11 protein-coding genes are annotated in these 13,105 nt (G+C 66.5%); all 11 read right to left on the bottom strand.

The window, feature by feature from the left end; translation table 11 throughout:
- Positions 1–52 precede the first annotated feature (52 nt).
- Positions 53–1,393 (bottom strand): MFS transporter, encoded by a 1,341-nt coding sequence (locus tag HYG77_RS26830; RefSeq protein WP_201453448.1) that lies wholly within the window; start codon positions 1,391–1,393, stop codon positions 53–55.
- Positions 1,394–1,518: 125 nt separating this feature from the next.
- A complete protein-coding gene (locus HYG77_RS26825) occupies positions 1,519–2,064 on the bottom strand; it encodes a hypothetical protein (protein WP_208961167.1) in 546 nt (181 codons plus the stop codon).
- A gap of 79 nt (positions 2,065–2,143) precedes the next feature.
- Complete coding sequence (eutC, locus tag HYG77_RS26820; protein WP_208961166.1) at positions 2,144–2,923, bottom strand: ethanolamine ammonia-lyase subunit EutC; 780 nt, start codon at positions 2,921–2,923, stop codon at positions 2,144–2,146.
- Positions 2,920–4,332: an ethanolamine ammonia-lyase subunit EutB gene (locus HYG77_RS26815; protein WP_109331683.1), complete on the bottom strand. Its 1,413-nt coding sequence runs from the start codon at positions 4,330–4,332 to the stop codon at positions 2,920–2,922. The genes eutC and HYG77_RS26815 overlap by 4 nt, the downstream gene beginning before the upstream one ends.
- A complete protein-coding gene (gene eat, locus HYG77_RS26810) occupies positions 4,329–5,783 on the bottom strand; it encodes an ethanolamine permease (protein WP_159925573.1) in 1,455 nt (484 codons plus the stop codon). The genes HYG77_RS26815 and eat overlap by 4 nt, the downstream gene beginning before the upstream one ends.
- 118 nt (positions 5,784–5,901) lie before the next feature.
- Positions 5,902–6,444 carry a DUF779 domain-containing protein gene (locus HYG77_RS26805; protein ID WP_208961165.1) on the bottom strand — a complete coding sequence of 181 codons (543 nt, stop codon included), beginning with the start codon at positions 6,442–6,444 and terminating at the stop codon, positions 5,902–5,904.
- Complete coding sequence (gene adh / locus HYG77_RS26800) at positions 6,444–7,967, bottom strand: aldehyde dehydrogenase (RefSeq protein WP_109331686.1); 1,524 nt, start codon at positions 7,965–7,967, stop codon at positions 6,444–6,446. The genes HYG77_RS26805 and adh overlap by 1 nt, the downstream gene beginning before the upstream one ends.
- Positions 7,968–8,043: 76 nt before the next feature.
- Entirely contained in the window at positions 8,044–9,354 is a 1,311-nt protein-coding gene (locus tag HYG77_RS26795; protein WP_109335231.1) for a helix-turn-helix domain-containing protein, read from the bottom strand.
- Between the two features lie 62 nt (positions 9,355–9,416).
- A complete protein-coding gene (mftG, locus tag HYG77_RS26790) occupies positions 9,417–10,892 on the bottom strand; it encodes a mycofactocin system GMC family oxidoreductase MftG (RefSeq protein WP_208961164.1) in 1,476 nt (491 codons plus the stop codon).
- A complete protein-coding gene (gene mftF, locus HYG77_RS26785; protein WP_208961163.1) occupies positions 10,892–12,289 on the bottom strand; it encodes a mycofactocin biosynthesis glycosyltransferase MftF in 1,398 nt (465 codons plus the stop codon). Before mftF ends, mftG begins: the two co-directional genes overlap by 1 nt.
- A 106-nt stretch (positions 12,290–12,395) precedes the next feature.
- A complete protein-coding gene (gene mftE / locus HYG77_RS26780) occupies positions 12,396–13,088 on the bottom strand; it encodes a mycofactocin biosynthesis peptidyl-dipeptidase MftE (protein WP_109331689.1) in 693 nt (230 codons plus the stop codon).
- Positions 13,089–13,105 lie beyond the last annotated feature (17 nt).

The raw sequence follows: 13,105 nt of genomic DNA, 5'->3' as shown, positions 1-13,105 counted from the left end.
CACACGAGGCCGTTCCGTTCTCGAATTTACTCCCGGTCGACGTGACGCCCGGTCAGAGAGCTTCGTCCTTCGTCTCGACGAGCGCCTTCGTGCACACCAGGCTCACCACGGCCAGCCCGGCGAGCATGACGCCGATCGCTGCACTTCCGTATGCCGACGCGAGCGGCGCTGCGATCAGGGGCGGTACTGCGCCGCCAAGCACACCCGCGAGGTTGTAGCCGAGGCCTGCCCCCGTGTACCGGTAGCGGGTCTGGAACATTTCGGGGAGTAGCGCCCCGCAGGGGCCGTACGCGACTCCGAAGATTGCGAGCGTCACCATCACGCCGATCGCGAATGCGACGGGTGAACCGGTGTCGAGCAGCGGGAACAGCGCCAGCGCCCACACCACGGCCAGCGCACAGGAGATCATGATGACCCGGCGGCGACCGATCCGGTCCGAGTACAGCGCGGACACGATGATGGTGAGCCCGAAGACCACCGCCGAGACGATCCCGACGGTCAGAACGAAGGGACGACTGAATCCGAGCGTCGCGGTGCCGTAGCTGGTGAGAAATGCTGTGCCCATGTAGAAGAAGGCGAAGAGCGTGGCGAGGGCACCGGCGGAGAGAAGGATTTCCTTGGTCTGGTAGCGCCACGCATCCATGAGCGGGAGCGTCCGGGGTGCAACATCGGCCCGGTCGGCCTCCTGCACGGCGCGGAACACCGGTGTCTCCTCGATCGCGAGGCGCATGTAGAGACCGATACCGACCAGGACGGCGCTGAAGAGGAACGGTATCCGCCACCCGTAGTCGAGGAAGGTGGAGTTCGTGTCACCGAAGACGGCGCCGGTGACGAGGAAGGTGGCACTCGAGAGGATGAACGCGACGGCAGGGCCCAGCTGGGGGAACATCGCATAGAGTCCGCGTTTGCCCGGTGGGGCGTACTCGGCGGTGAGCAGTGTGGCGCCTGCCCATTCACCGCCGACCGCGAATCCCTGACCGAATCGCAAGAGCACCAGGAGAATCGGGGCTGCGACACCAATTGTGGCGGCACCGGGAAGCAGTCCGATCAGGAACGTGGAGACGCCCATCAGGATCAAGGTGGAAACGAGGGTCTTCTTACGACCGATTCTGTCCCCGTAGTGACCGAAGAGCATGGCTCCTACCGGTCTGGCGACGAAGGCCACCGCGAACGTCGCGAACGACGCCACGGTTCCGGCGGTGGAGCCCAGGGCGGGGAAGAACACCTTGGGGAAAACCAGTGCCGCAGCGGTTCCGTAGATGAAGAAGTCGTAGAACTCGATCGTCGTCCCGATGCCACTGGCGACGGCCACCTTACGAACGCTGGTGCCGCCCTTGCGCACCGGCGCGGGAGTGTGGGGCACTCCCGCACTCGATGTGGAGACTGTGCTCACTCGATTCCTCCGTGGTCCGTGTGGATGTCCCGACTTCCGGGACAAGAGGAAAGGTAGTGACCTGGCTCACGTCGTCACCACCCCCGAATGGGGGGGGTGGTGACTTCCGCCTCCCTGGGAGGGCTTCAGGCCGGCGCGCCCGCAGCTCCCAGCAGCTCCCTGCGCAGTTCCGTCCACACCGTTGCGTAGGAGTCGATGACCGGCTCAGCTACCCACTTCTTGTCTCCGGCAGCGACTTTCGCGAGTGCGTCCGCGAACAGATCCTGGTAGCGGGACAACCGAGGGACGAACGCCGACAGGTCGTCGAACACCACGGAGGCGCGGCGATCGAGGTCGGCAAGCTGATCGGCGTCCGCGGTGTCGATCAGTGCGACGAACTCCTCGTGGAACGGCACGAAGCTCTCGTACACCTCCGCGATGGAATCCTCGTCGATGGACACCCGCTCGGCGTCGAGCTGGTCCTCGAGTTCCGCCAGTCCCACCTCGGTCAGAGCGATCCGGCCACTCGATACTTCCTCCGCCTTGCCCTGGCTCAGCAGGGCGTCGTAGGCAGCCTGCGCGGACGCCGCGGCCACTCCCAGATGTTCGGCGAGCACATCGGCACTGACCTGCTCTTTCAGACGCACAGCCTGCAGTAGGGCCAACTCGTCCACATTGCCAGCGAAGGCCATAGGTCTTCTCCTCGTCATACCCGTGCAGGGTCGTTACGGGCAGGCCCGGGCGGACCTGCCGACCCTCTAGGTAACACGACTACAGTTCGAGGATCTCCGAGGGGGCTGCCAGCGCATCCGCGCGGGAGGTGTCCTTCAAATCCACACCGGATCTGCCGAGCTTTCTGGCACCGCCGACGAGCGACGCCACGACGCGCGCCGCGACCTCGTACCCGAGGCCTCCGGGGGGATGGATGTTGGATACACAGTTCCGGTCTGCGTCGGTGCGTCCGGGCCGGGGAAGGTGGGTCAAGTAGACACCCACACTGTCGGCCACCGACAGGCCGGGCCGTTCCCCGATGAGCAGTACGAGCGTCTGCACGCCCATCGCCTCGGCGATGTGATCACCGAGCGCCACCCGGGCCTGAGTGGCGATGACGGGCGGTGCAAGAGAGTAGGTGTCACCGAGCTGCGCGACCAGAGCCGACAGGAGTGGAACCCCGTGATCGGCCAGCGCACGGGGTGAGAGACCGTCGGCGAGCACGAATCCGACCTCGGCGGTCCCCCTCGGAATGGAGGACAGGTCGGCGGGGGACCTGCCGAGGTCCGGTCGTCTCAGGTACTCGCCACGGTCGCTCGCCTGACTGGCGACGACTACCGGCCGTCCCAGACCGACCGTCTCGACCTGGTCCGCCAGCGCTGCCGCGTCGAGCGGCTGGTGCACCGCATCGCGCGCCGCGGCGTGCGCCGAGCGGAACTCGAGCACCCGCCGAGTGGGCAGCGCATCACCGGCCCGGCCCAGCCCGATGCGGGCCTGCGTCGTGGCACGCAGTTCGGTCCAGAAGTCCTGCGCTGCAGGTTCATGCGCACTGTGGTTCACGATGCCACCGTCAGCGCCCGCAGCGGTGAGGCCGCCGCATCCACCGGCAGAATCCTGCCGTCGCCGTCTACCATGCCGAGACGGCGCAACCAGTCCTCGAACTCGGGTGCAGGCCGGAGCCCGAGGACCTGACGAGCGTAGAGGGCGTCATGGAACGACAGGCTCTGGTAGCCGAGCATCACGTCGTCCGCACCCGGCACCGCGATGACGAACGCCGCGCCCGCGACACCGAGCAGGGTGAGCAGCGTGTCCATGTCGTCCTGATCGGCCTCGGCGTGATTGGTGTAGCAGACGTCGACGCCCATGGGCAGTCCCAGCAGTTTCCCGCAGAAGTGGTCCTCGAGCCCGGCCCTGATGATCTGCTTTCCGTCGTACAGATATTCCGGTCCGATGAACCCGACCACGGTGTTGACGAGAAGCGGCTCGAGGTCGCGCGCCACGGCATACGCCCGGGCCTCGAGGGTCTGCTGGTCGACGGCCCGGCCGCCCGTACCGAGGTGCGCGCCCGCACTGAGCGCCGAGCCCTGCCCGGTCTCGAGGTACATGACGTTGTCGCCGACGGTGCCGCGCCGCAGCGAGCGGCCCGCTTCGTTGGCTTGCCGCAGAAGCGCGATATCCACACCGAAACTCGAGTTCGCGCCCTGGGTTCCGGCGATGGACTGAAACACGAGGTCGACGGGAACGCCTGACTCGATCAATCCCATGGTGGTGGTGACGTGAGACAGGACGCACGACTGCGCGGGGATGTCGAATCGCTGACGGATGTCGTCCAGCAGATGAAGGAGCTCCGAGGTGGCGTGCGGGGAATCCGTCGCCGGATTGATGCCGATCACCGCGTCTCCGCATCCGAGGAGCAGACCGTCGAGTGTTGCGGCCGCGATCCCGCGCGGGTCGTCGGTGGGATGGTTGGGTTGCAACCGGGTGCCCAGCGTGCCGGGCCGGCCGAGCGTGGTTCGGAACCCCGCGGTGACGTGCACGGCCCGGGCCACAGCGATGAGATCCTGGTTCCGCATGATCTTGCTGACCGCGGCCACCATTTCCGGAGTCAGTCCCGGGCCGACTCGCCGCAGGATCTCGGCCGCATTCTTGCCCGCTGCCACCTCGAGCAGCCAGTCCCGGAATCCGCCGACCGTGAGATGGGAGATCTCACCGAAGGCCACCCGATCGTGCGAGTCGATGATGAGCCGGCTCACCTCGTCGTCCTCGTAGGGCACGACGAGTTCGTCGAGGAAGGTGGTGAGGGAAACGTCGGCGAGGGCCCACTGCGCCGCCGCACGTTCGGCGTCCGAAGACGCGGCACAGCCGGCGAGCTCGTCCCCGCTTCGAAGCGGCGTGGCCTTGGCCAACAGGTCGACGAGGCCGTCGAACGTATATCCGACACCGGCTATCGAGTGCGTGTACATGGTCATCCCAGCTCTTCCTCTGCCTCCGCAAGAGCAGCAAACTCCTCGTCGGGGGAATTGGCAACCAGGTGATGGCGGCTGTACAGGCCGAAGTAGGCCATGAACCCGGCAAAGGCGATCAGCGTCCACAGCGCGGCGACCGGGTCGACGAGGAACGTGGCGATCACCGCAGCGGCCGCGATAACGAGCGCGAAGGAGGTGGTGGCAATTCCGCCCGGGGTGCGGTACGGGCGTGTCATGTCGGGTTCGCGGCGGCGGAGCACGATGTGACTGATCATCATCAGCACGTAGCTGACGGCTGCGCCGAACACCGCCATGTTGAGCAACATGGCACCTTCACCGGTGAGGGAGAGTGCGAAACCGATGACGCCCGGGACGATGAGCGCGAGGGTGGGAGCCTTGCGGGAATTAGTAACCGACAGATTCTTCGGCAGGTACCCGGCACGCGACAACGCGAAGGTCTGCCGCGAGTACGCGTACATGATCGAGAAGAAGCTTGCGACCAGCCCGGCCAGGCCGATGTAGTTGACCACCTTGGCGGCGGTTCCGTCACCGAGGGCCTCGACGAGTGGATTGCCCGAAGTCGCCAGACCCTCGGCGCCCATCGCTCCCGTGGCGAGGAACAGCACAGCCGCCGCCGTGACGAGCAGGACGAGCATGCTGATGATGATTCCGCGCGGTACGTTCTTTTCCGGCTCACGCGCTTCTTCCGCGGCCAGCGGAACACCCTCTACCGCAAGAAAGAACCAGATCGCGAACGGTACCGCAGCCCAGATGCCGAACAGGCCGAACGGCAGGAAGCTCGACGCTCCCACCGCGTCGGTGGGAGCGATGTCCGTCAGATTGCCCGCATCGAACAGCCCGATCGCCGAGATCACGAAGATGACGAGCCCGACGAGGGCAATCGCGGTGATCACGAACATGGCCTTGAGAGCCTCGCCCGCACCCGTCAGGTGGATGCCGATGAAGATGGCGTACACGGCGAGGTACACCCACCAGCCGTCGGTGATCCCGAAGAGCTCGAGCGATTCGACGTAGCTGCCGATGAAGGTGGCAATCGCGGCGGGCGCAATCGCATACTCGATGAGAATGGCCGTGCCGGTGGCGAATCCACCCCACGGACCCAGTGCGCGCCGGGCGAAGGTGTAGCCGCCTCCCGCCGCCGGGAGCGCCGACGACAGCTCCGCCATACCGAGGACCATCGCCAGGTACATGCCCGCGATGACCACACCGGCGATCAGCAGACCACCGAATCCGCCCTCGGCGAGCCCGTTGTTCCACCCCGCATAGTCACCGGAGATCACATAGCTGACTCCGAGGCCGGCGAGAAGCACCCACCCTGCCGATCCTTTTCGGAGAGTGCGCTTTTCGAGATAACTACTGTCCTCGGAGTGATAGTCCACACCATCGTGGTGGTCACCGGTTCCGGAATTCTTGGATGGTTCAACGAGTGACATTCCGTCCCCTACATCGATGTGAATGCTGCCGCGGCGCAAGTGCCGAGGCGAACGGTAAGCGTGCTGTGTACACGTCGTGTCAGCGTGGCGTGTCCACGACGTAAAAACCGGAGCCGCGTCACGTGCCCGGGCGGACGCCGGGCACGGGGCAGGCGTCGACCGCCTCGGCGACCACCTGCGGCTCGGCGGACGGGGCGGGCCGCCAGCCCTGCTCCCACCGCTCACCGACGATGACGTCTTCGGCTGCGAGGCTGGTGTTCTCCTCGGGTGTGAAGGCGCGGGCCCGGCTGAGGAACCGCATCCCTTCCGGGCTTTCGACGCTGAATCCCGACCCACGACCCGGCACGACGTCGAGTACGAGCTGCGTATGCTTCCACGCCTCGAACTGCGAACCGGAAATCCACACCGGAACCGCGTCGACGCCCTCGGGGCGCGTCGGCAACGTCTCACCGACGCCGAGACGGAGGTCCAGGACGCCGAGCAGCACGTCCCGGTCCCCCACGATGAACTCGCCGTCCGGGTAACACATCGGCGCGGAGCCGTCACAACATCCACCCGACTGATGCATCATCAGCGCGCCGTGGAGACCGCCGAGGCGGCGGAGAAGCTCCACCGCCCCGGCGGTTGCCTTCAGGCGCGCGGGCGCCCGAACCGCGTCCATCAGAAGAAGCCCTGAGCCTTCGCGGCGTAGCTGACCAGCAGGTTCTTGGTCTGCTGGTAGTGCTCGAGCATCATCAGGTGGTTCTCACGGCCGATGCCGGACTGCTTGTAGCCACCGAAGGCGGCGTGCGCCGGGTACTGGTGGTACGTGTTGGTCCACACCCGGCCGGCCTGAATGTCACGGCCCGCGCGGTAGGCGACCCCGCCGTCACGCGACCACACACCGGCTCCCAGGCCGTACAGGGTGTCGTTGGCGATCTCGATGGCCTGGTCGTAATCCTTGAACGAGGTGACCGAGACGACGGGCCCGAAGATCTCCTCCTGGAAGATCCGCATCTTGTTCTGGCCGGTGAAGATGGTCGGCTGAACGTAGTATCCGCCCGACAGATCGCCGCCGAGCTCCGCGCGCTCGCCACCGGTGATGACCTTGGCGCCCTCACCCTTGCCGATCTCGATGTAGGACAGGATCTTCTCGAGCTGATCATTGGACGCCTGCGCGCCGATCATCGTGTCGGTGTCGAGCGGGTCACCCTGACGCACGGCCTTGGTGCGAATGGCGGCCATCGCCAGGAACTCGTCGAAGATGTCCTCCTGGATCAGCGAGCGCGACGGGCAGGTGCACACCTCGCCCTGGTTGAGGGCGAACATCGTGAATCCCTCGAGTGCCTTGTCCTGGTAATCGTCGTTGGAGGACAACACATCCGAGAAGAAGATGTTGGGACTCTTGCCACCCAGCTCGAGGGTGACCGGAATCAGGTTCTGCGAGGCGTACTGCATGATGAGCCGGCCCGTGGTGGTCTCGCCCGTGAACGCGATCTTCCTGATCCGGGGGCTCGACGCCAACGGCTTGCCTGCTTCGACACCGAAGCCGTTGACGATGTTCACCACACCGGCGGGCAGAAGGTCACCGATGATGGAGATCAGGTGCAGGATCGACGCCGGAGTCTGCTCGGCAGGCTTGAGCACTACCGCGTTTCCGGCGGCCAGTGCGGGCGCCAGCTTCCACACGGCCATCAGGATGGGGAAGTTCCAGGGAATGATCTGGCCGACCACGCCGAGCGGCTCGTGGAAGTGGTACGCGACGGTGTCGTTGTCGATCTCCGACAGCGCCCCCTCCTGCGCTCGAATGGCCCCGGCGAAGTAGCGGAAGTGATCCACGGCCAACGGAATGTCCGCGTTCAGGGTCTCGCGGATCGGCTTGCCGTTGTCCCAGGACTCGGCGAGCGCGATGGATTCGAGGTTCTCCTCGATACGGTCGGCGATCTTGTTCAGGATGATCGCGCGCTCGGCCACGGACGTCTTGCCCCAAGCCGGTGCCGCGGCGTGCGCGGCGTCGAGCGCGAGCTCGATGTCCTCGGACGTAGACCGGGCGACCTCACAGAACGGCTGGCCGGTGACGGGTGTCGGATTCTCGAAGTACTGGCCCTTGACGGGCGCAACCCACTGGCCGCCGATCCAGTTGTCGTAACGCGATTGGAAGGACATGACGGCGTCGGGCGAACCCGGGCGGGCATACACGGTCATCGATAACTCCCTGGTGTCGTGAAGCTCAGTTGCTTTTCGGATGTGACTCACAACACTAGGGAACGTACCGTTGCAACTACGTTGCGTACTGCTGATCGAACAGATCGACCCGAGACTTGACCTGCGAGTACAGGGGCGAACGTGGATCGAGTCCGGCGAGATAGGCCTCCCACGCGGCCACGTCTGCTCGGCCGTGCACCGACGTGGTCCACCGCGCCAGCAATCGCTGGTCACCCTCACGCAGCAACGCGGCCTGCACCCGCGCACGCAGTTCGTCCCGGATGTCCTCGACGCCGGGTGCGTCGGATCCGGGCAGCACCGGACCGGAATAGATGTCCAGGGCAGCGGCGAGCTCGCCCCGGTCGAGGGCACTGCGCACCTGCTGCACATCCGACACCAGGTCGGCGAGCAACCGATACGGGCGCGAACCGATACCGGCCGTTCCGAAAACTTTTCGGAGCCGGGACATCTCGGCCCTGATCGTGACCGAGTCCAGATCACTCTCGTCGAGGAGGACGGCGAGACGGTCCGAACTGAGCCCCTCGGGATGCTCGGCGAGGAGCAGCAGAATTTCTGCGTGGCGCCGCGACAGCGGAGTACGCCGGCCCTCGCGGACGAGGCTGGGCCGACCCGAGCCCAGTACCTCCAACCGGGTGACGGTGTCGACGAGGGGCTGCGGCGAACGCAGCAGGTTCAGCCGTAGTTCGGCTTCTGCCGCGGCAACGGTGGCCCGAATCAGCGAGAGCACCTCGGGCACGGCTACCCGCGGACCACCGGTGATGTCGATGGCCCCGACGATCAGCCCGGTGGCCGGATCGTGGACCGGGGCAGCCGAGCAACTCCACTCGTGGACCGAACGGCTGAAATGCTCGGCACCGAAGATCTGCACGCAGTGATCGAGGGCCAGAGCCGTTCCCGGAGCGTTGGTGCCGACGGTGTCTTCACTCCAGTCGGCACCCTCGACGAAGTTCATGTTCAGCGCGCGATCCTTGGCCGTGGAATCGCCTTCGACCCACAGCAGCTGTCCCTTCTCGTCGGTGATAGCGACGAGAAGACCGGTGTCGGCCGCGTCCTCGACGAGGAGTTTGCGCACGACCGGGCGGATCAGCGCCATCGGATGCGAGGCCCGGTACTCGGCCAGCTCCGAGGCGGCAAGATGATCTGCCCGGGCGGCGCCGTCCGGATTGACGCCCTTACGGGTGCTCCGCATCCACGAATCGAGGATGACGGAGCGGACGGCGTTCTGCTCCGTGTCGGAGACGGCGGGCACGGACCGGTCGACGAACAATTGGTGCGCCGACGACACCCGTCGTGCGAGCACTGCGACATCGTCGCCGGGTCGTACGGCGACCCACGGGTTGCCCCCGGTGGGCGGTTGCTTCTGCATCGGATCCTCCACGGCGTCTCTACTACTGTAACGCGGGCCACACTTCCGGCGGGCGAGGGCTGTCACCCTGAGAGGAAGGTACTGACCCGTTCGGCCACCATCACCGCGGTGGCGTGCGGGCCACGACTCGGCACAACCGGGAACACCGACGTGTCGGCAATGGTGAGTCCGTCGATTCCACGGACATTGCAGCGCTCGTCGACCACCGCGCCGGCGTCGTCCGAATTCCCCATTCGGCAACTGCCACAGAGGTGCTGCGACGTCCCCAGGTGGGCGCGCACCTCGTTGTCCGACACCTCCTCCCAGATCGGCTCCACCAGCGAGTGGAAGGCCGGCGATCGGAGAAGTTCCACACCGAGAGCGACGCCGTTCCGGAGCGCCCGGCGATCGGAGTCCGTTTCCGCGTAGCGATACTCTATCCGCGGACGGACGCGGCGGTGCGGGGACGCCAGCCGAATTCGACCCCGGCTCTCCGGGGTCATCACACCTATTCCGAGCCGGGGAACGGGCTGACCGGATCCGGGCACGAGGACATCGAAAGATGCCGTGTACGGACGAATTTCGATCTGCCCGACGTTGAGCACGGCCTCGAGCACCGGACTGGTGGCGTCGCGGCTCAGTGGAGCCCGGACCCGATAGGGCAGACCCACTTCGGGGTGGTCGCTGAAGTCGCTCCCGACACCCGGTGCATCCGTCACCGGACGAATGCCGTTGTCCCGCAAATGTTCAGCCGGCCCGATTCCCGAGTGCATCAGCAGCACAGGCGTCTCGACGGCGCCTGCCGCGAGAACCACCCGATCCGCCCGGACCACCCGTCGGGCGCCGCCGCTGTCGACCTCGACGCCGACCGCCCTGGTGCCCGAGAAAAGGATGCGAACGACGTGCGAGTCGACGTCGACCGTGAGATTGGGGCGATCGAGCGCGGGCAGCAGATAGGCCGACGCCGTACTGATCCGCCGGCCGTCGCCGACATTGAGCGGCACGGGTCCGATTCCCTCGCCGTCGCGCCCGTTCTTGTCCGCTTCCTCCGCGAACCCCAGGTCGAGGGCGGCGAGGTGGAAGGCTGCACTTACCGCACTCAGCCGATCGGCCGGTTGCCTGCGCACCGGCACAGGGCCCGTTGCGCCATGCATTGGACCCTCGAAATCCACGTCTGTCTCCAGCGCGCGGAAGAAGGGCAGCACGTGCTCGTACGACCAGGAAGGCGGCCACCGATCGAAGTCCGGCGCCGTCCCGCGGATGAAATATGCACCGTTGACGGCGCCCGAGCCTCCGAGGACATGACCGCGCACCATGGCCGAAGGTATGCCGGGCGTCAGTTCGATTCCGTAGGTGTCGCCGTAGGGACTGCGCGGGCCGACCGGCAACGTGCGATAGTCGAGCACGGAAGAACACTCGGCCGCCGATCGATACCCGGGACCGGACTCGAGCAGGACGACGGTTCGGTCGGGATCCTCGCTGAGCCGCGCAGCGACGACACAACCACTCGAACCACCGCCGACGACTACCACGTCGGCAGCTCGGACGGGACCGGCCACTACGATTTCAGCCGAGGCTTCACGGCGTCGAAATCACGGGCAGCGATCACGCCCTTCCACAGTCCGGCACCGTAGGCGATGTCGTCGATCCGTTTGAACGCAGTGTGCCGCACGGGACCCAGTCCACCGGGTTCACGGTGGGTGACCCAGTCGGCGAACCCCTCCGCGATCGCGATGGCGAGGGCGATCCGGCGGATCCGTCTCGACAGCACCACCGCCAAGAGCGTGATCGGCCAGTAGTGCCGGCACATCGCGGAGGCAAGCTGCCAGGCACCGCCCGCAAACCCTCGAGCTGCGAGAATCGCGGCGATGCGGGTGGGCTGATCGAGCCCGGTGAACATGCGGCGAAGACGCACCACCATCATCGCCAGGGTGGCGACGGCTCCGAGCAGACCGAGCCGAGTGCAGGTGGCTGCGGCGATGCACGCGAAAAACGTCCACGGCGACATGGACAGCGGCGGAACCATCCCCGCGTGCCGCGAGGCGAGCGGCGCCGCACCCGTCCCGTAGAACAACTTGCGGTCGAACCACTTGCCGAAGGTGACCCGGTGATCATGCGCCACATGAGCCACAGGCTCGTACCGCAGCCGCCAGCCGGATTCCTGCAGGCGCCAGCACAGGTCTACATCCTCGGCGACGTGCATAGACTCGTCGAATCCACCGAACTCGTCCACCACCTCACGGCGGGCGATCATCGCCGCGCTGGGCACATACGACACGGGCCCGCCGGATTGGACCGCCGATTCCTTGCGCCCCAGATCCAGTGAGGATCGGCCGTGCTCGTATCGCGCCAGCGTGCTCGCCTCGGGGTCGAGAGCGACGATCCGCGGGGCCACGAGCGCGACCGCAGGGTCACTGAAATGGCCGAGCATCACTTCGATCCATCCCGTTCGAGGCAGCACGTCGGAGTCCAAAAAGGCAACGAAGGGGGTTGCCGCGGAACGGAGACCGGTGTTTCTTGCCGCGGCGGGACCCCTGGCGGTGTCATGGCGGAGAACGGTGACGCGTCCGCACCCGTTCTGCAACGCGGGAGAGACCACCGGAACGTCGGAACCGTCGTCCACCACGATCACTTCCAGGCCCCGCAGCGACGCGAGGAGGCGGTGGAGCCCGCCCGGATTGTTCTTCACCGGAATGACAACGGTGACGTCCTGGGGTGAGGGAGTGCTCATCGGCCGCGGATTGGCGACGCCGGAATCGAGGAGTCTGCGGGCGACCACCGCCGACTGGGGATCGACGACCTCGAGGAATCCGTCGCCGATCATGGCCGCAGCGGTGGGCGCGAGTTTCAACATGCGTGTCGGTGAACCGCCGATGAGGACTCGGCCGCCGGAATATGCGCGCACCTTCGGATCGATCCGGATCCCGAATCCGTCGGGAAGTCGAGCTTGGCGCATCAGTCGATGGTATGCGGGTCGGACAGCACGGGCAGGTCATACCGGATATCGGGAACACCGAGGGTACGACGATGCGTCCTCAGCCACCCGAGGACTCCCGCGTGGGTCATGTGAGCCTCCCATCGGGGCCCGGCTCCCACCGGGCCAGTGCCTTGGACACGTCTTCGACGAGTGCGCCGAACAAGTGCGCCCCCTCCGCGGCCGTGGCGCCCGTCGGATCACCGAGCACGCCGTTGGCCGACACGGCGACCATACCGCCTTCGCGCAGTCTTGGCATCAAGCTTGCGAGAGGTTCGACATTGCCGGGTTCGGCGCTGGACAAACGTACCCGGTCGGGTGAAAGGTGTAGCAACAGGGACGTTTCCGTACGGCCGGCGTGCGCATCTGCACCCGGCACGGCGCAGGGTACCCAGGCGACATCCCGGCCCTCGTACCGGAGCAAGGCAACAGCCTTGACCAGCGCGGGACCGTTGCCGCCGTGACCGTTGACGAACAGCACCCGACCCGCCCAGCGGCATGCCGACCTCCCGTACTCCACCAGCACCGTGTCGAGCGCATCCGCGCCGAGCGACACCGTTCCCGGAAACGCCTCGTGCTCGCCGCTGGCTCCGTAGGCAATCGCGGGCGCCGCCAGCACACCGGGTAAGGCCCCTGTCACCGCTGCGGCGATTGCAGTGTCGGTGTCCAGCGGAAGGTGCGGGCCGTGCTGCTCGAGGGAGCCGACGGGGACGGCGACAGTCGCCCCGCCGCGGTCCAAATCCGTCCACACTGCATCCTCGAGGGGCCCGGAAGCGGTCATGCCCCGATGCTATGCGA

This window comes from Rhodococcus sp. ZPP (genome assembly GCF_017656075.1).
Classification (GTDB): domain Bacteria; phylum Actinomycetota; class Actinomycetes; order Mycobacteriales; family Mycobacteriaceae; genus Rhodococcus_F; species Rhodococcus_F oxybenzonivorans.
The sequence above is the reverse complement of the archived record's forward strand: the minus strand, read 5'-3'. Positions and strand labels throughout refer to the sequence as shown.